The sequence below is a fragment of the Limnohabitans sp. genome (assembly GCF_030158565.1).
In the GTDB taxonomy this organism is placed as follows: domain Bacteria; phylum Pseudomonadota; class Gammaproteobacteria; order Burkholderiales; family Burkholderiaceae_C; genus Limnohabitans_A.
On sequence record NZ_JAOASQ010000023.1, the window covers coordinates 49,466 to 74,504 of the forward strand.

Here is a 25,039-nt window from a genome sequence, read left to right on the forward strand (position 1 = left end):
CTTTCCAGCGTTAAACCAGCACGCGTTCAATGCCACCGGCATTGGCAGCGCTGACGTACTCGGGCATCCAGTTCTCGCCCAGGATGTGCTTGGCCATCTCGACCACGATGTAGTCGGCTTCGAGCAGGCCGTTTTTCATGTCGTCGCCAAAACGAGACAAGCCTTGCAGGCAACTGGGGCAGCTGGTCAGGATTTTCACATTGGCCTGAGGCGCCAGCGCACCGCTGCTGCGCAGGGCAGCTTCGCCTTTGAGCAGCTCTTCTTCCTTGCGAAAGCGCACCTGGGTCGAGATGTCCGGGCGCGTCACGCCCAGCGTGCCCGACTCGCCGCAGCAGCGTTTGCTCTCCAGCACGTTGTCACCCATCAAGGCCTTGACGGTCTTCATGGGCTCTTGTTGCTTCATGGGACTGTGGCAAGGGTCGTGGTAAAGATAGGCCCCGCCCGCGTCGAGCTTCATGCCTTTTTCCAGCAAGAACTCGTGGATGTCGATGATGCGGCAGCCGGGGAAGATCTTGTCGAACTGGTAGCCCTGCAGCTGGTCGTAGCAGGTGCCGCAGCTCACCACCACGGTCTTGATGTCGAGGTAGTTCAGCGTGTTGGCCACGCGGTGGAACAGCACCCGGTTGTCGGTGATGATCTTCTCGGCCTTGTCGAACTGACCCGAGCCCTTTTGCGGGTAACCGCAGCACAGGTAACCCGGTGGCAGCACGGTCTGCACGCCCGCATGCCAGAGCATGGCCTGCGTGGCCAGGCCCACCTGGCTGAACAAGCGCTCGGAGCCGCAGCCAGGGAAGTAGAACACCGCTTCGGTTTCCGAGGTCGTGGCCTTGGGGTCACGGATGATCGGCACGTAATCGTTGTTCTCGATGTCCAGCAGCGCACGCGCTGTTTTCTTGGGCAGGTTGCCCGGCATCTTCTTGTTGATGAAGTGGATCACCTGCTCTTTGATCGGCGCGGTGCCCACGGTGGCCGGCGGTGCGCTGGTCTGCTTGCGGGCCACGCCTTTGAGCAAACCGGCCACAAAACGCTGGGCCTTCATGCCCACGCCCACCATGGCCATGCGGGCCAGCTTGATGGTTTCGGGGTTGGTCGCATTGAGCATGAACATGGCCGCGGCATTGCCGGGACGGAAGCTCTTTTGCCCCATCTTGCGCAACAAGTTGCGCATGTTCATGGTCACATCGCCAAAGTCGATGTTGACCGGGCAAGGCGTCAGGCATTTGTGGCAGACGGTGCAGTGGTCGGCCACGTCTTCAAACTCTTGCCAGTGCTTGATCGACACGCCACGGCGGGTCTGCTCTTCGTACAAGAAGGCCTCCACCAGCAAGGAGGTGGCCAGGATCTTGTTGCGCGGGCTGTAGAGCAAATTGGCCCGCGGCACATGGGTCGAACACACGGGCTTGCACTTGCCGCAGCGCAGGCAGTCCTTCACGCTGGCGGCGATCTCGCCAATGTCCGACTGCTGCATGATCAGCGACTCGTGGCCCATCAGGCCAAAGCTGGGCGTGTAGGCGTGCGTCAGGTCGGCGACGTGCACATCGTCGCCCAGACCGGTCAGGGCCGCGCCGCGCAGCAGCTTGCCCTTGTTGAAACGGCCTTGCGGGTCCACCTTGGCCTTGTAGGCGGTGAAGTTGGCCAGCTCGGCGTCGGTCAAAAACTCCAGCTTGGTGATGCCAATGCCATGCTCGCCCGAGATCACGCCATCCAGACTGCGGGCCAACACCATGATGCGGGCCACCGCTTCGTGCGCGGTTTGCAGCATCTCGTAGTTGTCGGAGTTGACCGGGATGTTGGTGTGCACATTGCCGTCACCCGCGTGCATGTGCAGCGCCACCCACACGCGGCCTTTGAGCACGCGCTGGTGAATGGCGGTGACCTCGTTCAGGATCGGCAAAAAGGCCGAGCCGGAGAAGATGTTCTGGAAAGCCGGACGGATTTGCGTCTTCCAGCTGGCGCGCAGGCTGTGCTCTTGCAACTGTGGAAACAGCGCGTCGACATCGGTCAACCAACCTTGCCACTGATCGCGCACCTCGCGCACCACCGCCAGGGCTTGCGCCACGCGGTCTTCCAGCAACTCGGCCGAAGGGATGTCGCTGGCGTCGTCTTGCTTGCCCAAGGGCAAGTTGCCCCGCTCAAGGAAGCTTTCCAGCTCAGTGCAAAACTTGAGTTTGTTGCGCAGGGAGAGCTCGATGTTGATGCGCTCGATGCCGTCGGTGTACTCGGCCATGCGCGGCAGCGGGATCACCACGTCTTCGTTGACCTTGAAGGCGTTGGTGTGGCGCGAGATGGCCGCGGTCTTTTTGCGATCCAGCCAGAACTTCTTGCGCGCCTCGGGGCTGATGGCGATGAAGCCTTCGCCACTGCGCGAGTTGGCCATGCGCACGATCTCGGACGTGGCCTTGGCCACGTCGTCGGCGTTGTCACCGGCGATGTCGCCAATCAGCACCATCTTGGGGAAGCCACCGCGCTTGCATTTGGTGGAATAACCCACGGCACGCAGGTAGCGGTCGTCCAGGTGCTCCAGACCCGCCATCACGGTGCCGGTGCGCTTTTGCTCGGCGAACATGAAGTCCTTGATTTCGACGATGCTCGGCACCGCGTTGCGGGCATGGCCAAAGAACTCCAGGCACACGGTGCGGGTGTGCGTGGGCATGCGGTGCACGACCCAGCGGGCGCTGGTGATCAGGCCATCGCAGCCTTCTTTTTGCACGCCAGGCAAGCCACTCAAGAACTTGTCGGTCACGTCCTTGCCCAGGCCTTCCTTGCGGAAAGTCTTGCCCGGAATGACCAGGGTTTCGGTGCGGATCGGGGTTTTGCCGTCGGCCTTGAAGTAACGCAGCTCAAAAGTGGCCACGTCGGCGTCGTGGATCTTGCCCATGTTGTGGTCCATGCGGACCACGTCCAGCCATTCGGCGTCGGGCGTGACCATGCGCCAGCTGGCCAGGTTGTCGAGCGCCGTGCCCCACAAAACCGCCTTTTTGCCGCCCGCGTTCATGGCGATGTTGCCGCCAATGCAGCTGGCTTCGGCCGATGTCGGGTCCACCGCAAACACAAAACCGCCGCGCTCGGCCGCATCGGCCACGCGCTGGGTCACCACACCGGCTTCGGTGTAGATAGTGGGGATCTTGTGCGCTATACCGGGCAAGTCGACCATCTCGACCTCGGTCATGGCTTCGAGCTTTTCGGTGTTGATGACCGCGCTCTTCCAGGTCAGCGGGATCGCGCCGCCGGTGTAACCCGTGCCGCCGCCGCGTGGCACGATGGTCAGGCCCAAGTCAATGCAGCCTTTGACCAGGCCCGCCATTTCGGTCTCGGAATCAGGGGTCAGCACCACAAAGGGGTACTCCACGCGCCAGTCGGTCGCGTCGGTCACATGGCTCACCCGCGAGAGGCCATCGAACTTGATGTTGTCTTTGGCCGTCAGACGCCCCAGGGTCTTTTGCACCTGGCTGCGCAGCTTGGCGCGGTTGGCAAAACGCTCGTTGAATTGGGTCACAGCCTGAGCAGCCAGGTCCAGCAAAGCCCCCACCAGGGCGTCGCGGGCGGCATCCACATCGGGGGTGCGGCGTTTTTGCACCTCGCCCAGGCGGTGCTGCAAGGCGTCCACCAGCAGCTTGCGGCGGCCGGGGTTGTCCAGCAGGTCGTCCTGCAAATAGGGATTGCGCTCGACCACCCAGATGTCGCCCAGCACTTCGTACAGCATGCGGGCTGAACGGCCTGTGCGGCGCTCATCGCGCAGCTGGTTCAGCAGATCCCAGGCCTTCTCGCCCAGCAGGCGGACCACGATCTCGCGGTCAGAAAAGCTGGTGTAGTTGTACGGGATCTCGCGCAGGCGCGGCGCATCGGCGTCGGCTTGCATCAAATGTTGGAGCGTGGTGGGTGCATTCATAGGGGTAGGCGCGGTCAGCAGCGTGTCAATACGCATTCAGCCAGACACGGAAACTGGCTTGAACCCGGCTGAGGCTGAATGTTACCGCAGTGCAACAAACACGCGCCGGTCATAGGGGCAGGCATCCCTGTGCGGACACCACACCAGCTTGCACACTTTATGATCCATCTGACTTATGCACACCCACTCGCTCTGGCCCTACCCGCGTTGGATTGCCCACCGAGGCGCTGGCCAACTCGCCCCCGAAAACACCCTGGCCGCCTTCCGGGTGGGCGCCGCGCACGGCTTTCGCATGTTCGAGTGCGATGCCAAAATCAGCGCCGACGGCGTGGTGTTTCTGATGCACGACGCCACCTTGGAACGCACCACCAACGGCCAAGGCGTCGGCGGCGATCTGCCTTGGCATGCCCTGTCTGAGCTGGATGCAGGCCACTGGCATTCAAGCCCTTACAGGGGTGAGCCTCTGGCCACACTGGAAAATGTGGCGCATTTTTGCCTGACCCACGGCTACCACCTGAACATCGAGATCAAACCCACACCCGGCATCGAGGCCTTCACAGGGAAAATGGTGGCGCAAGAAGCCGCTCGGCTTTGGCAAGGCGCAAAAGTGCCCCCACTGCTGACCTCATTCAAGCCCGAAGCTTTGGCTGCGGCTGAGCAAACAGCGCCCCTGTTGCCACGCGGCTTGTTGCTCGACCACTTCTGGGCTGACTGGCTGCCCACCGCCCAAGCCCTGACTTGCATGGCCGTGGTGTGCCACTACAAATTGTGGGATACCGCCGCAGTGGCCCAAGTCCATGCCGCTGACATGAAATGCCTGAGCTACACCGTCAACGACGCATTGACAGCGCAGCACCTGCTGGCCTTGGGCATCGATGGCCTCATCACGGACCGGGTGGACCTGTTCGATCCAGACTGATGCCCGCCCAACCTGGGGCAGGATGGGGCTTTATTTTTGGGCCCAACCCCGGTGCAGGGCCCACTCGACGGTAGCGGCCACCAGCACCAAAAGCATGTAGGTACTCATTTTCCCGTCATGGCCTTGCACCACCAAGCCTGCCACCAAGACCAAGACCCCGGCCACCGCATGGATGGCCATGCGACGGCGCAGCGGTGCGCCGCCAGAGCCCATCACCCAGCGCCCAGCCCAAGGCATGAGCACCGCCATGGCCAGCGCAGGCAGCACGAAGTTGAACAGGTGCAAGATGAGTTGCCAGAAAGTCATGAGGGCGTGAAAAGATCAATGTGGGCCATCAACCAGCGTGATGGATTGCGCCCAGATTGTGCCTTGAAAGGCCTCTGCTGCCGCGCCTAGTCATGCCTGCGCGGGCGGCTTTCTATAATCGAAGGATGGCTGTCTGGACCCTCGGTTTGAACCACACGACTGCGCCGCTGGATTTGCGCGGCCGGTTTGCGTTCGCCGTGGACCAATTGGCCCCCACTTTGCAGGGTTTGCGCAGCGACTTGGCCCAGCGCACCGACCAGACGCCCGAAGCGGCGATCTTGTCCACCTGCAACCGCACCGAAATTTATTGCGCCGCCGACCAGGCGGCCACCGCCGACACCCTTCGCTGGCTGGCCCAGGCCGGTGGCGTGACGGCGCAAGAGCTGCAATCGCACACCTATTTGCTCGAAGGCAACGAAGCCGCACGGCACGCCTTTCGGGTGGCCAGCGGGCTCGACTCGATGGTGCTGGGCGAAGCCCAAATCCTGGGGCAACTGAAAGACGCGGTGCGTGCCGCCGAACAAGCCGGCGCTTTGGGCAGCACCCTCAACCAGCTGTTTCAACGCACTTTTGCCGTGGCCAAGGAAGTGCGCACGGCCACCGAAATCGGTGCCCACTCGATCAGCATGGCCGCCGCCTCGGTGCGCCTGGCCAGCCAGCTGTTTGAAGACCTGAAAAACATCAAGGTGCTGTTTGTCGGCGCAGGCGAGATGATCGAGTTGGTGGTGACGCACTTTGCCGCCCGCCAGCCCAAGGCCATCGCGATCGCCAACCGCAGCCTGGAGCGGGGCGAAAAGCTCGCTGGCCGCTTTGGGGCCGAAGTCATGCGCCTGGCCGAGTTGCCCGATCGCCTGCACGAGTTCGACGCCGTGATCAGCTGCACCGCCAGCACCCTGCCCCTGATCGGTCTGGGTGCGGTCGAGCGGGCGCTCAAGAAACGCAAACACCGCCCCATGTTCATGGTCGATCTGGCCGTGCCGCGTGACATCGAGCCCGAGGTCAAATCGCTCGAAGACGTGTACCTCTACACCGTGGACGATCTGGCCAGCGTGGTGCAAGCGGGCCAGGCCCAGCGCCAAGCGGCAGTGGCCGAGGCCGAAGTGATCATCGACGCGGGCGTGCAAAGCTTCAACCACTGGCTGGGCCAGCGCGACGCCGTGCCCCTGATCCAGCAGCTGCACAGCCAAGCCGACAGCTGGCGCGAGGCCGAACTGGCCCGCGCCCGCAAGCTGCTGGCCAAAGGCGAGGACCCCGAAGCCGTGCTGGAAGCCTTGGCCAAAGGCCTGACCCAGAAAATGCTGCACGGCACCCTGGCCGAACTGCGCAGCGCCGACCCCGCGCACCGCGAGCAGACCATGCAGGCGGTTCAGCGGCTGTTTTTGCGGCAAGAGCGTTAGCGGCTGGCACTGATCGCCCCTCCGTGATCAGCACTCGGCTGCACGAAATCACTCCATTTTTGTAGGAGCCAGCCTGCTGGCGATGGAGCCTGATGGTCGCCCAACCATCGCTTGCAGGCAAGCTCCTACAAAACGCGTCCTATTCAAGTCACCGTCCCATGAAACCCTTTTTGATCCAACAACTCGAACGCTACGCCCTGCGGCTGACCGAGCTGGACTTTTTGCTGTCCCGCGAAGACATCATGGCCGACATGACGCAGTTCCTGAAGCTCTCGCGGGAACATGCCGAGGTCAGTGCCGTGGCCTCGCGCTTTGCCCGCTTTCAGCAGCGCAGCGCCGATCTGGCTGCCGCCCAAGCCATGCTGGATGACGCCGACCTGCGCGAGATGGCCGAAGAAGAAGTGGCCAGCGCCAGCGCCGAGCTGCAAACGCTGGAGGGCGAATTGCAGCGCATGCTGCTGCCCAAAGACCCCGATGACGCCCGCCCGGCGTTTGTCGAAATCCGCGCGGGCACCGGGGGTGACGAGTCGGCGCTGTTTGCCGCCGACTTGCTGCGCATGTACACCCGCTATGCCGAAAGCCAGGGCTGGAAGTGCGAGATCGTGTCTGAATCGGTGAGCGAGCTGGGCGGCTACAAAGAAGTCGTGGTGCGCATCGAAGGCGACCAGGTTTACGGCGCACTCAAGTTTGAATCGGGCGGCCACCGGGTGCAGCGCGTGCCCGCCACCGAAACCCAAGGCCGCATCCACACCAGCGCCTGCACCGTGGCGGTGCTGGCCGAGCCGGACGAAGCCGAGGCCATCAAGATCAACCCCTCCGATTTGCGCATCGACACCTACCGCGCCAGCGGTGCGGGCGGGCAGCACATCAACAAGACCGATTCGGCCGTGCGCATCACCCACTTGCCCACCGGCATCGTGGCCGAATGCCAGGACGGCCGCAGCCAGCACAGCAACAAGGCGCAGGCCCTGAAGGTGCTGACGGCCCGCATCCAGGAAAAAGACCGGGCCGAACGCGCCGCCAAAGACGCGGCCGAACGCAAGAGCCTGATCGGCAGCGGCGACCGCTCGGACCGCATCCGCACCTACAACTTTCCGCAAGGGCGCCTGACCGACCACCGCATCAACCTGACGCTTTACAAGCTGCTGAGCATCATGGAGGGCGATTTGAAAGACGTGGTCGATGCGCTACAGGCCTACGAAGCCGCAGAGCAACTGGCGGCGCTGGAGATCGGGGCGACGGCGTGATGGACGCGCACGCCTTGTCCAGCGTGGCCCAATGCCTGCGCCAGGCCCACACCCAAGGCTTGGCCAGGGTGGACGCGCAGATGCTGCTGCTGCATGCCCTGACGCGCCCACTGCATGACCGCGCCTGGCTGCTGGCCCACGACACCGATCTGTTGACCACAGCGCAACAACACCGCTGGGACCAGGCCCTGCAGCGCCGCCTGCAAGGCGAGCCTGTGGCTTACATCACCGGTTACAAGGACTTTTTTGGCCTCACGCTGAAGGTGGACGCCCGCGTGCTGGACCCACGCCCCGACACGGAAATCTTGGTCGAATGGGCGCTGGAACTGCTGCCCATCGCCCAAACCGACCCAGCCAGCGCATCTGAACGGCGGCCAAAAGCACTGCGCGTGCTGGACTTGGGCACCGGCAGCGGCGCCGTGGCACTGGCCCTGCAGCACCAGCGCCCTGCCGCGCAGGTGACGGCGGTGGACGCCAGCGCCGACGCCCTGGCCGTGGCCAGCGCCAACGCCGAGCGCCTGAATTTGCCCGTGCAGTGCGTGCAGAGCCATTGGATGGACGCTGTGTCCGGCACCTTTGAGCTGATCGTCTCAAACCCGCCCTATGTGGCCGACAACGACCCGCACCTGGCCGCCCTGACGCACGAACCCCTGCAAGCGCTGACCAGCGGGGCCGACGGCCTGGATGACATCCGCCAGATCATCGCCCAAGCCCCCAACCGCCTGGCCCCGGGCGGCTGGCTGCTGCTGGAACACGGCTGGGACCAGGCCGCCGCCGTGCAAGCATTGCTGACCCAAGCCGAGTTCACCGAGGTGCAGTCCCGCCAGGATCTGGCCGGAGTAGACCGCTGCACAGGTGGGCGCTGGAGCCGGTGAACATCGTGACCCGCAAAGTGCGGGAACACAGAAACGCCACACAGGCGACAGCCAACGCCGCTGGATGGGTATTCCTCCCATTGCGCCCAAAACGCATTTGACGCAGCATGCCTTTCAGTTTGTTCGTTTTCCACTGAAAGGCCCCCATGCAACTGATGCCCCAACGCCTGCTCCAAACCCTGCTGAGCGCCACTTGTCTGCTGGCCAGTGGCCTGGTTGCAGCCCAGTCCTACCCCGCCAAACCCATCACCCTGGTGGTGCCCTTTGCAGCAGGGGGGCCGACCGACATCGTGGCCCGCACGCTGGCGGCCACCATGGGCAAATCACTGGGCCAAACGGTGCTGGTCGAGAACAAGGTGGGTGCCGGTGGCACCTTGGCGGGCGCCTACGTGGCCAAAGCCACTCCCGATGGCTACACCTTCTTGATTCACCACAACGGCATGTCCACCGCCCCTGCGCTGTACCGCAAGATGGCCTTCAACCCCTTGACCGACTTCGAGTACGTCAGCCAGGTGGTGGACGTGCCCATGACCCTGCTGGGCCGCAAAGACTTGCCCGCCAAGAACCTGCAAGAGCTGAGCAGCTACGTCAAAGCCAACGCCAAGAGCATCAACCTGGCCAACGCCGGCCTGGGCGCGGTGTCCCACCTGTGCGGCATGCTGTTTCAGCAAGCGCTGGGGGTCGATCTGACCACGGTGCCGTTTTCAGGCACAGCGCCTGCCATGAACGCCTTGCTGGGCGGACAAGTGGACCTGCTGTGCGACCAGACCACCCAAACCACGCAACACATCAAGGCGGGCACCGTGCGCATGTACGGCGTGACCACCAAGCAGCGCATCCGCGCCCTGCCCGATGCCCCGACCCTGAGCGAAAGCGGCTTGAAAGACTTTGAAGTGCTTGTCTGGCATGGCGTCTATGCCCCCAAGGGCACGCCGGCTGCCGTGATCGACAAGGTGGGCTCGGCCATCCGCACCAGCCTGAAAGACCCGGCCTTTGCCACCCGCATGGCCGACTTGGGGGCCGAGATCGTGCCGGAATCCAAGCAATCGCCCGAAGGCCTGCGGACCTGGCTGCAGTCTGAAATCAACAAATGGGGCCCGGTGATCCGCTCAGCGGGCGTCTATGCCGACTGAAACTTTTTTCAGCCTTTGACGCGCGGTTCAGGCCAACTCGGAAATCTCAATCAGGTTCAGGTCGGGATCGCGCACATAGACCGACCTGATCTTTTGCGTCGCCCCTGTGCGCATGACCGGTCCCTCGACGATGGGCCAGTTCTGCGCGATCAGGCGAGCGACCACTTCGTCCAGCGGCACCGAGGCGATGAAGCACAGGTCCAAAGCACCCGGCACAGGCAAGTGGGCCTTGGGCTCGAACTCCTTGCCACGGACATGCAGGTTGATTTTCTGGTGGCCAAATTTGAAGGCCTGGCGCGTCACGGGCGGTGTGCCGCCCACAAAGCTCTCCAGCGTCATGCCCAGGACACGGGTGTAGAAGTCCACACAGGCGTTTTCGTTGAAGGTGGTCAGCACCAAATGGTCGAGGTGATCAATCATGTTCTGGCAAGGCTTGGGTTGGCTCCTGGAGCTGCATTTTGGCGGATTTCCGACTCGGTGTGCACAGGGGCGGCCAAGGCCTGCTTCAGCCGGTGACCCCTTCGGACATTGCAGGTTTTCAATCGGGGCGATAATTCAACCCATTCGACACCGATCCCATTTGGAGTAAAAACCATGAGCGACACCCAGCAACGCATCGACGAACTCGTCAAAGGCAACGACATCACCCTGTTCATGAAGGGCAGCGCCAGCTTCCCGATGTGCGGTTTTTCGGGCCGTGCCATCCAGATCCTGAAGGCCTGCGGTGTGGACCCCAAGACCGTCAAGACCGTGAACGTGCTGGACGACGCTGAAATCCGTCAAGGCATCAAGGAATACAGCAACTGGCCCACCATCCCCCAGCTCTACGTCAAAGGCGAGTTCATTGGCGGCTCGGACATCATGATGGACATGTACGAATCGGGCGAGCTGCAGCAAGTGATCAACGGCCAGGCCTGATCCTTCTGCACTGCGCGAACAAGCCACCTTCGGGTGGCTTTTTTGTGCTCAATCAACGCTGTGGCGCCAGCGCTGCTGCGCTGCCAAGACCGCCTGCGGATAAGGCGCTTGCCCGCGCGAGCCGTTGTAACGACCCAGACCCATGAACAGATCACCGCCTTCGCGGTCCAGGTAGTGGCGCAAGATCACACAGCCAAAGCGCAAATTGGTCTGCATGTGAAAGAGTCGGCCTTCATGGCCATCGCCGATGGTGCGGACCCAAAACGGCATCACCTGCATGTAGCCCCGCGCACCGGCTGAAGAGATGGCAAATTTCCGGAACGCGCTTTCCACCTGCACCAGACCCAACACCAAAGACAGGGACAAACCCGCCCGCCGAGCCTCGTACCACAGGGTTTGTAAAAACTCCTGCCGCTCGGTGGGGTGATTTTTGTAGCGGCTCAAACGCTGGCTGCTGGCCACCTGCCATTGGGCATAAGCCTGCTGCTCAGCCTCGGTCCTCAGGACGGGCTCAGGCGGCGCAGCATCGGTCACCGCTGCGCTCAGCGCGGTGCGCACCGTGTGCGACAAAGGCTCTTCAATTTGCGAGCCTGCATGGGCCTGCCCAGGCCAGGTCGAAAGACTGGCCGCCGCCATGCACCCCAAGGCACATCGGCGGCTCACAAGATCAGGGGCGCCCGACATGCCCCCAGCGCTCAAGCCGACAGACGGGCCTGAACGTGCACCAGGATGTCGGCCACCGCCACTTTGCTGGACTCGGCATCACGGCGATGCTGGTACTCGACCACACCGTCTTTGAGGCCCTTGTCTCCGATGGTGATGCGGTGCGGCACACCGATCAGCTCCCAGTCGGCGAACATGGCGCCGGGGCGCTCGCCACGGTCGTCCAGGATCACGTCCACACCTGCGGCCAGCAAGCCGTTGTAGATGCGCTCAGCTTCCAGCTTGACGGCTTCGCTGCGGTCCATGCCGATGGGGCAAACCACGGCGGTGAAGGGGGCAATGGCGTCGGGCCAGATGATGCCGCGCTCGTCGTGGTTTTGCTCGATGGCAGCCGCTGGCAAGCGTGTGACGCCGATGCCGTAGCAGCCCATCTCGAGAAACTGCGGCTTGCCGTTCTCGTCCAGGAAGGTGGCATTCATGGCCTTGGAATATTTCGTGCCCAGGTAGAACACATGGCCGACTTCGATGCCGCGCTCAATCGCCAGCTCGCCCTGACCGTCGGGCGACTTGTCACCCGCGACCACGTTGCGGATGTCGGCCACCAAGGCGGGCTCGGGCAGGTCACGGCCCCAGTTGACGCCGGTGATGTGGAAATCTTCTTCGTTGGCACCGCAGATCCAGTCGGCCATGACGGCCACATCGCGATCGGCCACCAAGTGCACGGGCTTTTTCAGGTTCAAAGGGCCGAGGTAGCCAGGCTTGCAGCCGAAGTGCTCTTCGATCTCGCTCAGTGTGGCGAAGCGGAAACCGCCTTCCATGCCGGGCAGCTTGCCGACTTTCACTTCGTTCATGTCGTGGTCGCCGCGCAGCAGCAAGAGCCAGACTTGCGATTTCACGATCTCGCCCTGCTCGTTCAGGGTGTCGGTGGCCAGCACCAACGACTTGACGGTGGTGGACAGCGGCACGTTCAGCAAAGCAGCCACGTCTTCGCAGGTGCTATTGCCGGGCGTGGCGGTTTTCGTCTGGGCTTGCATGGCTGGGCCGCGAGGCTGGCTCGGAGCCAGGGCCTCGGCTTTCTCCATATTGGCGGCGTAGCTGCTGGTAGGGCAATAAACAATGGCGTCTTCGCCGGTGGCAGCAATCACCTGGAACTCTTCGGACAGGTCACCCCCGATGGCACCGCTGTCAGCGGCCACGGCGCGGTAGGTCAGGCCAAAGCGGTCAAAAATCTTGCGGTAGGCCCCGGCCATCACCTGGTAGCTAGCCTTGGCGCTGACCATGTCGCGGTCAAAGCTGTAGGCGTCTTTCATGGTGAATTCGCGGCCACGCATCAGGCCAAAGCGGGGGCGGCGCTCGTCGCGGAATTTGGTCTGGATTTGGTAGAAGTTTTTGGGCAGCTGTTTGTAGCTGCGCACTTCCTGGCGCACCACATCGGTCACGACCTCTTCGCTGGTGGGCTGGATCACGAAGTCGCGGCCATGGCGGTCCTTGATGCGCAAGAATTCGGGGCCCATCTTGTCAAAGCGGCCTGTTTCTTGCCACAGCTCGGCGGGCTGCACCACGGGCATGGTCATCTCGATGGCGCCTGCGCGGTTCATCTCTTCGCGCACGATGGCTTCGACCTTGCGGATCACACGCAAACCCATGGGCATGTAGTTGTAAATGCCTGCGCCCAGCTTTTTGATCATGCCTGCGCGGGTCATCAGTTTGTGGCTGACGACTTCAGCGTCTGCAGGCGCTTCTTTGAGGGTGGAAATGAGGAATTGGGAAGCTTTCATCGCGGCACACTAACAAAACGGGGGAATCAGGGAAACATCCAAGAGCGAGCGCCAATGCGGCGTGCATAATGGACACAATTTAAAAATTTGAGGTTGATTATGCTTGACCGTGAAGGCTTTAGGCCGAACGTCGGCATCATTCTGCTCAACCAGAGAAACCAGGTTTTCTGGGGCAAGCGCATCAGGACCCACAGCTGGCAGTTTCCGCAAGGCGGCATCGATCGGGGCGAAAGCCCTGAACAGGCCATGTTCCGTGAACTGCACGAAGAAGTGGGGCTCCACCCGGAGCATGTGCGCATCGTGGCCCGAACCCGTGACTGGTTGCGCTATGAGGTGCCAGACCGCTTCATCCGCAGGGATGCTCGCGGCTTTTACAAAGGCCAGAAACAGATCTGGTTCCTGCTGCAGATGGTTACCCATGACCACCACTTGAACCTGCGCGCCACTGACCACCCGGAGTTCGATGCCTGGCGTTGGAACGACTATTGGGTGCCGCTGGATGTGGTCGTCGAGTTCAAGCGTGGTGTGTATGAAATGGCCTTGACCGAGCTGGCGCGGTTTCTGCCGCGCCAGGAGCGGCACAACCGCTACCTGCGTGGCGGTATGCGCGGCCCACGGGATGCCATGGACATGGACAACAGCCAAGCCGACCTGCAACCGCCCATGCACATGGAGTTGCCGCCGGGCGCGAGTTTCGATCCGAACCCGCAAGGTTGAACAGCAAAAAGCCCGCGCAAGCGGGCTTTTTTGTGGCTTCAGGCGCAGACCATCAAAGGCTGAGGATCAGGTTGTCCCGGTGCACCATTTCCGGCTCGGCGGTGTAGCCCAGCAAGGCCTCGTAGTCGTGCGAGGGTTTGCGGCAGAGCAAGCGCGCTTCGGCACTGGCGTAGTTGGCCAGGCCACGGGCGATTTCAGCACCCTGCTCATCGCGGATGGCGATCACATCACCACGCGAAAACTCACCCGCCACGCCCGTCATGCCAATCGGCAAAAGGCTCTTGCCTTCGGTCAGCACCTTGTGGGCCGCACCGGCATCCACCGTGACCGAGCCACGCAGCTGCAGGTGGTCAGCCATCCATTGTTTGCGGGCCTGCTGTTTGGCGGTTTGCGCCACCAGCAATGTGCCCATGTTGTCGCCCTGGCACAGGCGCAGCAAGGCATCGGGCTCACGGCCCCAGGCGATGACTGTGGATGCCCCTGACCCGGCTGCACGCTTGGCCGCCAGGATCTTGGTGATCATGCCGCCTTTGCCAATGCTCGAACCTGCGCCACCGGCCATGGTCTCCAGCACCGGGTCGCCGGCACGGGCTTCGTGCACAAATGTCGCAGCAGGGTCTTTGCGCGGATCGGCGGTGTACAACCCCTTCTGATCGGTCAGGATGACCAGCAGATCGGCCTCCACCAGATTGGCCACCAAAGCACCCAAGGTGTCGTTGTCGCCAAACTTGATTTCATCGTTGACGACCGTGTCGTTCTCGTTGATCACCGGCAAGACGCGGTGCTGCAACAAGGTGAGCAAGGTGGAACGGGCATTGAGGTAACGCTCGCGGTCGGCCAGGTCGGCGTGCGTGAGCAGCACCTGGGCGCTGCCCATGCCGTTTTCGCGCAGCTTGGTTTCGTACATCTGCGCCAGGCCCATCTGGCCCACGGCAGCGGCGGCTTGCAAGGCTGGCACTTCGCTGGGGCGGGTGGTCCAGCCCAAGCGCTTCATGCCTTCGGCGATCGCGCCGCTGGAGACCATGACCACCTCTTTGCCCTGGGCGCTGAGCAGCGCCATCTGGCGGCACCATTCTCCGATCGCGCCCTCGTCCAGTCCACGCCCTTCGTTCGTCACCAGGCTGGAGCCCACTTTGACAACGATGCGACGGGCATCGCGCAACAGGGTGGAGACGGCTGCAGAAGTCATGCTGGGATTTACTGTGCGTGAAGGACAGGGGGCGAAAGTTTCGGCTCAGGCCGCCAACTCAATCGGCGTCAGAGGGCAGTGGTTTGAATCGCGGATCATCGGCATCAGGCTCTTGCGGCTTGTCCTGCTCCTTGAAGCGCGGGTCAATGTCCACAGGACCTTGCTCGAGGATTTGCTGGGCACGGATGTGCTTGTAAATTTCTTTGATCAAGGGCTCGCAGCCTTCGCGGGTCAGGGCCGAGATCTCGAACACCGGGCCCTTGTAACGCATGCGCTTGATGAAGTCTTTCACGCGGGCTTCACGTTCTTCAGCAGGCACCATGTCCAGCTTGTTGAGCACCAACCAGCGCGGCTTGTTGTACAGCTTGGCATCGTACTTTTTGAGCTCCGCCACAATGGCCTTGGCCTGCTTGACCGGATCGACGTTCTCGTCAAACGGTGCAAAGTCCACAACATGCAGCAACAAACGGGTGCGCTGCAAATGGCGCAGGAACAAATGACCCAGGCCAGCACCTTCGGAGGCGCCTTCGATCAAGCCCGGCACATCGGCCACCACAAAGCTTTGCTCAGGGCCCACACGGACCACACCCAAGTTGGGGTGCAAAGTGGTGAAGGGGTAATCGGCGATCTTGGGGCGGGCGTTGGACACCGCCGCGATGAAAGTGGATTTACCCGCATTGGGCATGCCCAGCAGACCCACATCGGCCAGCACTTTCAACTCGAGCTTGAGCTCTTTCTTTTCCCCCAACCAGCCCGGTGTTTTTTGACGCGGGGCGCGGTTGATCGCACTTTTGAAACGCATGTTGCCAAAACCACCGTCGCCGCCTTTGGCGATCATGATGGTCTCGCCCGGCACCAGCAGCTCATACAGCACTTCGCCGGTTTCGGCGTCGGTGATGATCGTGCCCACCGGCATTTTCAGTGTCACATCGTCACCGGCCGCACCGAACATGTCGGAGCCCATGCCGTGCTGGCCGCGCTTGGCCTCGTGGCGGCGCGAGTAGCGGTAATCGACCAAGGTATTCAGGTTGATGTCGGCATAAGCGAACACATGGCCGCCGCGCCCACCATCGCCCCCGTTGGGGCCACCGAACTCTTTGTACTTTTCATGGCGGAACGAGACGCAGCCGTTCCCGCCGTCACCTGCGGCGATGTCAATATAGGCTTCGTCAACGAACTTCATGAGATTTCCAGTGTAGCTTGGGGTTCACTGTCAAAAGATCAGCAGTCCAGAATGCGAAAAGCCCCGGCTTGCGGGGCTCCTCTTCGCCATGGGCGAGACAGGCTTAAACAGCCGGTGTCACGTTGACCATGTGCTTGCTGAGCTCACCTTTGGTGGAGAACGACACGTGGCCGTCCACCAGGGCAAACAAAGTGTGGTCTTTGCCGATGCCGACGTTGTTGCCAGCATGGAACTTGGTGCCACGTTGACGAACGATGATCGAGCCAGCGCTGATCAGTTCACCACCGAAAGCCTTGACACCGAGCATTTTTGGCTTGGAATCACGACCGTTGCGCGTAGAGCCGCCGCCTTTTTTCTGTGCCATGACCTATTCTCCTCAGGCAGCGATCGCACCGATTTGCAGTTCGGTGAACTGCTGGCGGTGACCCTGACGTTTCTGATAGTGCTTGCGACGGCGCATCTTGAAGATGTGCACTTTGTCGTGCTTGCCATGAGCCACCACGGTGGCTTTGACTGTGGCGCCGGACACCAGGGGCGTGCCGATCTTCAGTTCGGCGCCGGTTCCGACGGCCAAAACTTGATCAATCACGATTTCCTGGCCAACGTCCGCAGCAATCTGTTCTACTTTAATTTTTTCGCCAGCGACAACACGATACTGTTTGCCACCGGTTTTTATGACCGCGTACATAAATGACCTCTTTTGAATGGAAGTTTCCAAGGGCTGATCCCCAAGGAACCGAAGATTTTAGCACGGTCTGACCACCCCTTGCAAACAGGCAGATCATCAAGGTGAGCCGCGCCAGCGGCACGTCATGGGCTGTCCCTATAATCAGCGCCAGTTTCCATCCATTTTCCTGACCCGTGTGCCTGAGCACGGGCCCTTGCCGGATTGCCCACTTGTCTGCCTCCGAAAACAGCACCGCAGCCGTCCTCACCCTGGTCGCCCCCGACATGGCCGAGGTGGACCGTGTCATCGCCCAGCGCCTGGATTCGGGCGTGCCCTTGGTCGGCGAGGTTGCCAAGTACATCATTTCGGCCGGTGGCAAGCGCCTGCGCCCTGTTTTGCTGCTGCTGAGCTGCGGCGCCCTGGGCTATACCGGCACCCAGCGTCACAACCTGGCTGCAGTGGTCGAATTCATCCACACCGCCACCTTGTTGCACGACGATGTGGTCGACGAGTCGACACTGCGCCGCGGACGCCCGACGGCCAATGAAAGCTTTGGCAACCCGGCCAGCGTGCTGGTGGGGGACTTTTTGTATTCACGCGCTTTCCAGATGATGGTGGACGCGGACAACATGCGCGTCATGCAGACATTGGCAGATGCCACCAATGTGATCGCCGAAGGCGAAGTGCTGCAATTGATGAACATGCACGACGCCTCGCTCGACGAAGAAGGCTATTTGCGGGTCATCCGCTCCAAAACCGCCAAACTGTTCGAGGCCAGCGCCCGCCTGGGTGCCATTCTGGCGGGCAGCCCAGCCGACATTGAGGCCGCTTGCGCCAACTACGGCCAGGCCCTGGGCACCGCCTTTCAGGTCATCGACGACGTGCTGGACTACGACGGCAATGCCTCCGAAATGGGCAAGAACCTGGGCGACGACCTGCGCGAAGGCAAAGCGACCTTGCCCTTGATTTTGGCCATGCAAAAAGGCACGCCCGCACAAAGCCAAACTGTGCGCGAAGCCATCGAAACCGGCAGCGTGGAACGCTTGAACGAGATAGTGGCCATTGTTCGCGAGACGGGCGCCCTGGAAGCCACCCGCGACGCTGCAGCGGCAGAGGCCCAACGCGCCATCCATGCCGCCATGCAGCTGCCTGACAACGCGCACCGCCAAGCCATGGTGGTGCTGGCGTCGCAACTGCTCACCCGCCGGACCTGAGCGACAAGCGCTTGACCCATCCAGCCGCTGAATTCAGCGGCTTTTTTGTTTCTGCGCACCAAGCAGGATTTACAAAACAGCCTGCACGGACCATCATCCGCATACAGAGGTATTCAATACCCAGGGAGGAGACATGGCAGAAGTGAACACCCGGATGGGCAATGGCCAAAGCGAAGACGCGCCTGTGGTCCAGTACGTACAGCAGTTGCTGGAGCAGGCGGTGGCGATTCAGGCCTCAGATTTGCACTTCGAGCCTTACGAACACCACTACCGCGTGCGCATGCGGGTGGATGGTCAATTGCGCGAAATGGCCACGCCCCCGATGGCCCTCAAGGACAGACTGGCCTCACGGATCAAGGTGTTGTCACGCCTGGACATCGCTGAAAAAAGATTGCCCCAAGACGGGCGCATGAAACTGCTGCTGCCCAGCGGGCGGGAGATCGATCTGCGTGTCAGCACGCTGCCCACCTTGTTTGGCGAGAAGCTGGTGATTCGTGTGCTGGATTCACAGCAAGTCCAGCTGGATTTGAGGCAACTGGGCTACGAACCAGAGGACTTGAACCGACTGATGGATGCAGTCCGTATGCCCCACGGCATGGTGCTGGTCACCGGTCCGACAGGCTCGGGCAAAACCCAGTCCTTGTATGCCTGCCTGAACCTGCTCAACACCGCAGAGGTCAACATTGCAACCGTGGAAGACCCCTGCGAAATCCAGCTGCAAGGCGTCAACCAGGTCAATGTGCAGGACAAGCCAGGGCTGACGTTTGCGGTGGCGCTGCGGGCGTTCTTGCGACAAGACCCCGATATCCTGATGGTGGGTGAAATCCGCGATCTGGAAACCGCCAACATCGCCGTGCAGGCCGCCCAAACCGGCCACTTGGTGCTGTCCACTTTGCACACCAACGATGCGCCCAGCACCTTGGTGCGGCTGCGCAACATGGGCACGGCCACCTACAACATCGCCGCCAGCGTGACGCTGATCACCGCTCAGCGCTTGGTGCGCCGACTGTGCCCGCATTGCAAACAAGCCATCAAACTGCCGGCCGATGCACTGCGGCAGGCCGGTTTGCCAGACAAACTGTTGAACACGGACACCCTCGAGGCGTGCGCACCCCAAGGGTGCGCACGTTGCCACAAAGGTTTTGCGGGACGGATCGGCATTTTTCAGGTCATGCCCATGAGCGCCGCCATGCAAGCACTGGTCCTCTGCGAGGCTGGCACGCCGGCCTTGGCCCTGCAAGCACAGCGCGAAGGCGTGGCCAGTCTTCGCCAAGCAGGTCTGCGCAAAGTCTTGCAAGGCATCACCTCGCTGGATGAGGTGCTGGCAGCCACGCCAGATGACATCCGGGATGCGCCATGAAAACGCCCGTGACATTTTTGTGGAAAGCCCATGACGACGCGGGCCGGGCAGCGCAAGGCAAGATCCAGGCGGCCAACGCTGCACTGGCGCAAGCCCTGTTGCGTCGACAAGGCTGGCAAGAGATACAACTGCAGCGCCTTTGGTGGAACACGGCTTCCCGCGTGCGCACACGCGATGTGGCACAAATGACCCGCCAACTGGCCGCCTTGCTCAAAGCAGGTGTGCCTTTGCTGCAATCCCTGCACATGCTCTCGCGCAGCCTGCCATCGGCTGCGCTGACCGAGGTGGTCCAAGCGGTGCAAAACGACGTGGCCGCAGGCCAGTCACTGCACGCCGCTTTGGCGCAACACCCAAACCACTTTAGCGGGCTGTACATCAGCATGGTGCAAGCGGGCGAGTCTGCCGGCATTCTGGACACCTTGATGGAGCGCCTGGCCAGCACGCTCGAAAAGAACGAGGCCCTGCGCTCTCGGGTGCGTTCGGCCTTGACTTACCCCTTGGCCGTGATGGTGATCGCCTCGGCCGTGCTGGTGATGATTTTGGTGTTCGTGGTGCCGGTGTTTCAAGATGTGTTCAAAAGCTTTGGCGCCGAACTGCCTTTGGCCACGCAATGGGTGGTCGCACTCAGCAAGGGTTTGAGTGCCTCAGGGCCTGCGGCCTTGCTGCTCACAGCACTGGGGATTGGACTGTGGCAAAAACCATCCCCCGGTCAGTCTGCAGCGCAGCGCTGGCTCAGCCGCAGCTTGCTCAAGGCACCCTTGCTGGGCGCCTTGATCCAAAGTGCCGTGGTGGCTCGCTGGACACAAACCCTGTCGGCACTGCTGGCCGCTGGCGTGCCTTTAACCGAAGCTTTGGGGCCTGTGGCACAAGCGTGCGATCATCCTGTTTTTGCACGCACCACCGAACAACTGCAGCGGCAAGTGGCCCAAGGCAGCAGCCTGAGCGAGGCCATGGCCCAAAGCAGCCGTTTTCCACCCATGATCGTGCAGTTGTGCAACACCGGAGAAGAGACGGGATCAATGGACAAATTATTGGCCAGGGCCGGCAACCTGATGGAAACCGAACTGGACGACCGCATCAACGCGCTGACGAGCTTGCTGGAGCCACTCATCATTGTGGTGCTGGGTGGTCTGATTGGCGGTATTCTGGTCGCCATGTATTTGCCCATTTTTCGGCTTGGCCAGGTGTTTTGATATGCCCTTCGAACTGTTGACATGGTTGCCGATCGGCCTGCTGGGGCTGGCCGTCGGCAGCTTCTTGAACGTGGTGATCCACCGCCTGCCCCGCATGCTGCAAGCCCAATGGGCCGCTGAAGCACTGGCGCACGAAAGCCAACCAGAAACCGAAGACCGACGCCCAAGCTACAACCTGTCTTGGCCAGGGTCTCACTGCCCCCATTGCCACACCGCCTTGCGCTGGTCAGACAACATCCCCGTCCTCAGCTACCTTTGGCTGCGCGGGCACTGCAGGCAGTGTCGGGGCGTCATCAGTTGGCGCTACCCCGCCATCGAGTTGTTGACCTGCGCCCTGTTCGTGTGGAGTGTGGCCACGCATGGGGTGAGCGCCAGTGCCTTGGCGTGGGCTGGCTTTGCCTCGGCCTTGGTGGCTTTGGCGGCCATTGATGCCGACACCCACTTGCTGCCCGATGCCATCACACAACCCTTGGTGTGGGCCGGCTTGCTGGCCGCCAGCGGGCACCTCAGCGGACAGACCTTGAGCGATGCGTTGTGGGGCGCGGTCGCAGGCTATCTGTTTTTATGGACGGTGTACTGGCTGTTCAAACTGCTGACCGGCAAGGAGGGCATGGGCCAGGGCGACTTCAAACTGCTGGCCGCCCTGGGTGCCTGGCTGGGCTGGCCTGCGCTGGTCTCACTGGTGCTGATCGCCTCGCTCACGGGACTGACAGGGGGACTGGTCTTGCGTGCACGTCATCGGCTGAGCGAAGACGGCTATATTCCGTTTGGACCTTTTTTGGCTTTGGCCGGTTTGTGGGTCATGGCTTGGGGCCCCTTGCCTGGCTTGCACCTTTAAAACATGAACTCAAAACGCATTTGGCGCCTCGGCCTGACCGGTGGCATCGGCAGTGGCAAAAGCACCGTGGCGGGCATGCTGGCGGCACGAGGTGCTGCCGTGATCGATGCGGACGCGATCTCTCGCAGCGTTACAGCACCCGGCGGACAGGCCATCGCTGCGATTGCCGCAACCTTTGGCGCCCACATGGTGGGGGCCGATGGTGCCATGGACCGGCAAGCGATGCGCGAGCGCATCTTCCAGGACCACGCGGCCAAACGCCAGCTTGAAGCCATCATTCACCCCTTGGTCAGCCAAATCACTGCCGAGCGGACCCAAAACGCTTTGGACCATGGCCACCGCTGTCTGGTGTTTGACGTGCCACTGCTGGTGGAGTCGGGCGAACGCTGGCGCCGCCAAGTCGACCGGGTGATGGTGGTCGACTGCGATGTCTCCACCCAGCAGCAACGCGTCATGGCACGCAACGGACTGCCCGCGCAAGAAATCGACCGGATCATCGCCCAACAAGCGAGTCGCGCGCAGCGTCTGAGCTGCGCCGACATCGTGATCGTGAACCAAAGCATGAACTTGCTTGAATTAGAGGCGCAAATCTCTCAAGTGGCCGCTGACTTCGGGCTATGATTGCGGCACTGGAAAATGCCGCGTGATACTGTACGAATACCCCTTCAACGAACGCATCCGCACCTATTTGCGCTTGCAGCAATTGTTCAACCGCTTTGGCCAATTGATGGCCCGCAGCGAAGCGGTTGACCACCACTTCGCACTGACCACCTTGTTCGAGATCATCGAGGTGGCTTCGCGCTCCGAACTCAAATCGGACGTACTCAAAGACCTCGAGCGTCAAAAGCAGCTCTACAACGGGTACCGGGGCAATCCCGCCATTTCTGAACAAGCACTGGACGGACTGATCGCCCAGCTTGACGAGCACTTTGAAGCGCTCAACGAAGTCAGCGGCAAGATCGGCATGGGCCTGAGCGACAACGATTTCCTGATGTCTTTGCGCAGCCGTGTGGTCATCCCCGGCGGCACCTGCGAATTCGACCTGCCCGCATACCACGCCTGGCAACACCACGATGCCAGCAGCCGCAGCGCTGATCTGAGCCTGTGGAGCGCCCCGTTTGTGCCTTTGGCCCAAACCATCCAGTTGCTCTTGAAAATGCTGCGCGAATCAGGGGCCAGCCAAAAAGTCATGGCCACCGCCGGTCAGTTGCAACAGAACTTGCCGCAGGGGCGCACATTCCAGCTGTTGCGCCTGAAAATCGATCCGGCATTGAACATCACCCCCGAAATCAGCTGCAACCGCCTGCTGGTGGTGATCCGCATGATGCAGCAGCAAAGCGATGGCCGCCTGGTGGCCACCGCAGAAGATGTGCCTTTTGAGATGTCTTTGTGCGCATGAGCGACGCCCAGCAACCCACACCAATCAAGCCCCGCCAAGTCCGCTGCCCCGGCTGCGCAGGCCTGAGCCTTTACAGCAGCGCCAACCCTTACCGCCCGTTTTGCAGCGCCCGCTGCAAAGGTGTGGACTTGGGCGCCTGGGCCAGCGAAGAATTCCGTGTGCCCGAAGACACCCCACCGGATGATGATTTCGGCGACCCGAGACTGCAATGAAGCGCTGATGCCTGCTTTTTCTGCAGGCCCCAATGCAAAAAGCCCGCTTGCGCGGGCTTTTTGCTGTCTGCCAATCTGGTGATCAGCGGAATTTGGACTGGGGAACGGTCTTCAGGTCGCCATCCAAAGAACCCACATACGCCGACAAGGCTTTGAGTTCGGCATTGGAGAACTGCTTGGCCACGCCACCCATCACGCCGTTGCTGCGGCCCCAGGTGGACTGGTTTTCCACTTTGTAGGACTTCAAAGCGACGAACAGGAAGTCTTTGTGCTGGCCAGCGATCTTGGGGTAGCTGGGGTCCACAGGCTTGGAGAAGTTGTCGCCATGGCAAGACACGCAAGCGCCTTTTTGCAGCAAGGCAGCCACTTTAGCGTCCGGTGCGGCTGGGGCTTTGGCCACAGCATCGGTCTTGCCGTGTTGCTCGTAATAAGCGGCCACATCAGCGATGTCCTGATCGCTCAGGCTGTCGGCGATGCCACGCATGGTGGGGTGCTTGCGCTCGCCTTTTTTGTAGGCATTGAGGGCTGCTGCAATGTACTTGGCGTTCTGGCCCGAGATCATCGGCACGCGATAGACCTCTGGGAAGCTGGCCTGGTAGCCTTTGATGCCGTGGCAGCCGATGCACATGGCGATCTTTTGCTCAGCGGCTTTGGCGTCGCCCTTCACTTCTTGAGCTTGGGCGGAGATGGCGGTCACAGACGCGACAGCCAGGGCAAACATCGAGGACAACAGCTTGTTCATTTTGCTTAGACAATCCAAATGATTGATAAAAATCAAATCGGGATTATATCGGGCTCACCCTCATAATCCTGACAACTTCCTTTTCTGCCACACAAGAGTCCCACCCATGAAATTTCAAGGTACAGAAAACTACGTCGCCACGCAAGACCTGATGCTGGCTGTGAATGCCGCCATCACCCTCAAACGGCCCCTGCTGGTCAAGGGCGAGCCTGGCACGGGCAAGACCATGCTGGCCGAGGAAGTGTCGCAAGCGCTGGGCCTTCCCCTGCTTCAGTGGCACATCAAATCGACCACCAAAGCCCAGCAGGGCCTGTACGAATACGACGCCGTGAGCCGTCTGCGTGACAGCCAGCTGGGCGACGAAAAAGTCAAGGACATCGAGAACTACATCGTCAAGGGCGTGCTCTGGCAAGCGTTCACCTCGGAAACACCGGTCGCCATCCTGATCGACGAGATCGACAAGGCCGACATCGAATTCCCGAACGACTTGCTGCGCGAGATCGACCGCATGGAGTTTTATTGCTACGAGACGCGCCAGCTGATCAAAGCCAAGACCCGCCCACTGGTGTTCATCACGTCCAACAACGAAAAAGAACTGCCCGACGCCTTCTTGCGCCGCTGCTTCTTCCACTACATCAAGTTCCCCGAAGCCGAGACCATGAAGCAGATCGTGGATGTGCACTTTCCCACGCTCAAGAAAGACCTGCTGGCCCTGGCGCTCAAGACTTTCTATGACGTGCGCAACCTGCCCGGCCTGAAGAAAAAACCCTCGACCAGCGAACTGCTGGACTGGCTGAAGCTCTTGGTGGCCGAAGACATCCCGCTCGAAGCCCTGCAAAGCGCCGACCAGAAGGTGTCGGTGCCGCCGCTGGTGGGCGCGCTGCTCAAAAACGAGCAAGACGTGACCTTGTTTGAAAAACTGGTCTTCATGAACCAGCGCAACCGCTGAAAGACAAGCCATGTCAGCACAAAAACTGCTCATGGAAGGTCTGTCCGACGCTGTCGGCTTTGTCGGCGGCGCGGTGGCCGGTTACTGGATCGGCAAACTGTTGGGCTGGGACATCTTCAGCGCTGGTTACAACAACGCCAGCATCGGCGCCATCCTGCTGGTCGGCCTGGGCGGCGGCGGCGGTCTGCACCTGGCGCGATACTGGCGAAAACAAAAAGACCAGTCACCAGAATAAATGACCGAAAGCGCCG

The 25,039-nt window shown here is 61.5% G+C and carries 25 protein-coding genes and 1 pseudogene; 16 read left to right on the forward strand and 10 right to left on the reverse strand.

Going from position 1 to position 25,039, the window contains the following annotated elements:
* Window positions 1-10: 10 nt before the first annotated feature.
* The gene (locus Q1W40_RS03970; protein WP_300709116.1) at window positions 11-3,889 is read right to left on the reverse strand and encodes an FAD/FMN-binding oxidoreductase; all 3,879 of its coding nucleotides are present in this window, start codon (window positions 3,887-3,889) and stop codon (window positions 11-13) included.
* Between the two features lie 175 nt (window positions 3,890-4,064).
* On the opposite strand from Q1W40_RS03970, the gene ugpQ reads away from it, so the two are divergent.
* Window positions 4,065-4,808: a glycerophosphodiester phosphodiesterase gene (gene ugpQ / locus Q1W40_RS03975; protein WP_300709118.1), complete on the forward strand. Its 744-nt coding sequence runs from the start codon at window positions 4,065-4,067 to the stop codon at window positions 4,806-4,808.
* 30 nt (window positions 4,809-4,838) lie between these two features.
* Here ugpQ and Q1W40_RS03980 read toward each other — a convergent pair whose 3' ends face one another.
* Entirely contained in the window at window positions 4,839-5,114 is a 276-nt protein-coding gene (locus Q1W40_RS03980; RefSeq protein ID WP_300709120.1) for a hypothetical protein, read from the reverse strand.
* 125 nt (window positions 5,115-5,239) lie between these two features.
* Here Q1W40_RS03980 and hemA point away from each other — a divergent pair, with 125 nt between their 5' ends.
* The 4 genes from hemA (at window position 5,240) to Q1W40_RS04000 (ending at window position 9,766) form a co-directional block, all read left to right on the forward strand.
* Window positions 5,240-6,511: a glutamyl-tRNA reductase gene (gene hemA, locus Q1W40_RS03985; protein ID WP_300709122.1), complete on the forward strand. Its 1,272-nt coding sequence runs from the start codon at window positions 5,240-5,242 to the stop codon at window positions 6,509-6,511.
* Window positions 6,512-6,669: 158 nt separating this feature from the next.
* Window positions 6,670-7,758 (forward strand): peptide chain release factor 1, encoded by a 1,089-nt coding sequence (gene prfA / locus Q1W40_RS03990; protein ID WP_300709124.1) that lies wholly within the window; start codon window positions 6,670-6,672, stop codon window positions 7,756-7,758.
* Window positions 7,758-8,633, forward strand: coding sequence for a peptide chain release factor N(5)-glutamine methyltransferase (prmC, locus tag Q1W40_RS03995; RefSeq protein WP_300709126.1), 876 nt, complete (start codon window positions 7,758-7,760; stop codon window positions 8,631-8,633). Before prfA ends, prmC begins: the two co-directional genes overlap by 1 nt.
* A 155-nt stretch (window positions 8,634-8,788) precedes the next feature.
* Entirely contained in the window at window positions 8,789-9,766 is a 978-nt protein-coding gene (locus tag Q1W40_RS04000) for a tripartite tricarboxylate transporter substrate-binding protein (protein WP_300709370.1), read from the forward strand.
* A gap of 27 nt (window positions 9,767-9,793) precedes the next feature.
* Here Q1W40_RS04000 and Q1W40_RS04005 read toward each other — a convergent pair whose 3' ends face one another.
* A complete protein-coding gene (locus Q1W40_RS04005) occupies window positions 9,794-10,186 on the reverse strand; it encodes a VOC family protein (RefSeq protein ID WP_300709128.1) in 393 nt (130 codons plus the stop codon).
* A gap of 174 nt (window positions 10,187-10,360) precedes the next feature.
* Here Q1W40_RS04005 and grxD point away from each other — a divergent pair, with 174 nt between their 5' ends.
* Window positions 10,361-10,684 carry a Grx4 family monothiol glutaredoxin gene (grxD, locus tag Q1W40_RS04010; protein WP_108324273.1) on the forward strand — a complete coding sequence of 108 codons (324 nt, stop codon included), beginning with the start codon at window positions 10,361-10,363 and terminating at the stop codon, window positions 10,682-10,684.
* 48 nt (window positions 10,685-10,732) lie between these two features.
* Here grxD and Q1W40_RS04015 read toward each other — a convergent pair whose 3' ends face one another.
* Window positions 10,733-11,320 (reverse strand): lytic transglycosylase domain-containing protein, encoded by a 588-nt coding sequence (locus tag Q1W40_RS04015; RefSeq protein WP_300709372.1) that lies wholly within the window; start codon window positions 11,318-11,320, stop codon window positions 10,733-10,735.
* 59 nt (window positions 11,321-11,379) lie between these two features.
* Entirely contained in the window at window positions 11,380-13,125 is a 1,746-nt protein-coding gene (locus Q1W40_RS04020) for a proline--tRNA ligase (protein ID WP_300709131.1), read from the reverse strand.
* Between the two features lie 99 nt (window positions 13,126-13,224).
* Here Q1W40_RS04020 and Q1W40_RS04025 point away from each other — a divergent pair, with 99 nt between their 5' ends.
* Window positions 13,225-13,842 carry an RNA pyrophosphohydrolase gene (locus Q1W40_RS04025; protein ID WP_300709133.1) on the forward strand — a complete coding sequence of 206 codons (618 nt, stop codon included), beginning with the start codon at window positions 13,225-13,227 and terminating at the stop codon, window positions 13,840-13,842.
* 52 nt (window positions 13,843-13,894) lie between these two features.
* On the opposite strand, the gene proB is transcribed toward Q1W40_RS04025, so the two are convergent.
* The 4 genes from proB to rplU all read right to left on the reverse strand — a co-directional run bounded on the left by proB (window position 13,895) and on the right by rplU (window position 16,902).
* Window positions 13,895-15,031, reverse strand: a complete 1,137-nt coding sequence (gene proB, locus Q1W40_RS04030) for a glutamate 5-kinase (protein ID WP_300709134.1) — start codon at window positions 15,029-15,031, stop codon at window positions 13,895-13,897.
* A gap of 58 nt (window positions 15,032-15,089) precedes the next feature.
* A complete protein-coding gene (gene cgtA / locus Q1W40_RS04035; RefSeq protein WP_300709136.1) occupies window positions 15,090-16,214 on the reverse strand; it encodes an Obg family GTPase CgtA in 1,125 nt (374 codons plus the stop codon).
* A gap of 103 nt (window positions 16,215-16,317) precedes the next feature.
* Window positions 16,318-16,578, reverse strand: coding sequence for a 50S ribosomal protein L27 (gene rpmA, locus Q1W40_RS04040; protein ID WP_019430604.1), 261 nt, complete (start codon window positions 16,576-16,578; stop codon window positions 16,318-16,320).
* 12 nt (window positions 16,579-16,590) lie between these two features.
* Window positions 16,591-16,902, reverse strand: a complete 312-nt coding sequence (rplU, locus tag Q1W40_RS04045) for a 50S ribosomal protein L21 (RefSeq protein WP_300709374.1) — start codon at window positions 16,900-16,902, stop codon at window positions 16,591-16,593.
* A gap of 209 nt (window positions 16,903-17,111) precedes the next feature.
* Between rplU and Q1W40_RS04050 the strand changes: the two genes are divergently transcribed.
* From Q1W40_RS04050 to Q1W40_RS04080, 7 genes and pseudogenes are all read left to right on the forward strand, one after another.
* Window positions 17,112-18,095, forward strand: a complete 984-nt coding sequence (locus Q1W40_RS04050) for a polyprenyl synthetase family protein (protein ID WP_300709138.1) — start codon at window positions 17,112-17,114, stop codon at window positions 18,093-18,095.
* 169 nt (window positions 18,096-18,264) lie between these two features.
* Window positions 18,265-19,455 (forward strand): annotated as a pseudogene (locus Q1W40_RS04055) (ATPase, T2SS/T4P/T4SS family); the annotation flags it as partial.
* Entirely contained in the window at window positions 19,452-20,648 is a 1,197-nt protein-coding gene (locus Q1W40_RS04060; protein ID WP_300709140.1) for a type II secretion system F family protein, read from the forward strand. The pseudogene Q1W40_RS04055 and the gene Q1W40_RS04060, both read left to right, overlap by 4 nt.
* Before the next feature lies 1 nt (window position 20,649).
* Window positions 20,650-21,486: an A24 family peptidase gene (locus Q1W40_RS04065; protein WP_300709142.1), complete on the forward strand. Its 837-nt coding sequence runs from the start codon at window positions 20,650-20,652 to the stop codon at window positions 21,484-21,486.
* Window positions 21,487-21,489: 3 nt separating this feature from the next.
* Entirely contained in the window at window positions 21,490-22,107 is a 618-nt protein-coding gene (gene coaE, locus Q1W40_RS04070) for a dephospho-CoA kinase (protein WP_300709144.1), read from the forward strand.
* A gap of 22 nt (window positions 22,108-22,129) precedes the next feature.
* Window positions 22,130-22,885 (forward strand): cell division protein ZapD, encoded by a 756-nt coding sequence (gene zapD, locus Q1W40_RS04075; protein ID WP_300709145.1) that lies wholly within the window; start codon window positions 22,130-22,132, stop codon window positions 22,883-22,885.
* Complete coding sequence (locus Q1W40_RS04080) at window positions 22,882-23,097, forward strand: DNA gyrase inhibitor YacG (RefSeq protein WP_300709147.1); 216 nt, start codon at window positions 22,882-22,884, stop codon at window positions 23,095-23,097. The genes zapD and Q1W40_RS04080 overlap by 4 nt, the downstream gene beginning before the upstream one ends.
* A gap of 82 nt (window positions 23,098-23,179) precedes the next feature.
* Here the strand turns inward: Q1W40_RS04080 and Q1W40_RS04085 are convergent, their stop codons facing one another.
* On the reverse strand, window positions 23,180-23,839 hold the full coding sequence (locus Q1W40_RS04085; RefSeq protein WP_300709149.1) for a c-type cytochrome: 660 nt from the start codon (window positions 23,837-23,839) through the stop codon (window positions 23,180-23,182).
* 106 nt (window positions 23,840-23,945) lie between these two features.
* Between Q1W40_RS04085 and Q1W40_RS04090 the strand changes: the two genes are divergently transcribed.
* The gene (locus tag Q1W40_RS04090) at window positions 23,946-24,788 is read left to right on the forward strand and encodes a MoxR family ATPase (protein WP_300709151.1); all 843 of its coding nucleotides are present in this window, start codon (window positions 23,946-23,948) and stop codon (window positions 24,786-24,788) included.
* 10 nt (window positions 24,789-24,798) lie between these two features.
* Window positions 24,799-25,023: a hypothetical protein gene (locus Q1W40_RS04095; RefSeq protein ID WP_300709153.1), complete on the forward strand. Its 225-nt coding sequence runs from the start codon at window positions 24,799-24,801 to the stop codon at window positions 25,021-25,023.
* Window positions 25,024-25,039: the final 16 nt, after the last annotated feature.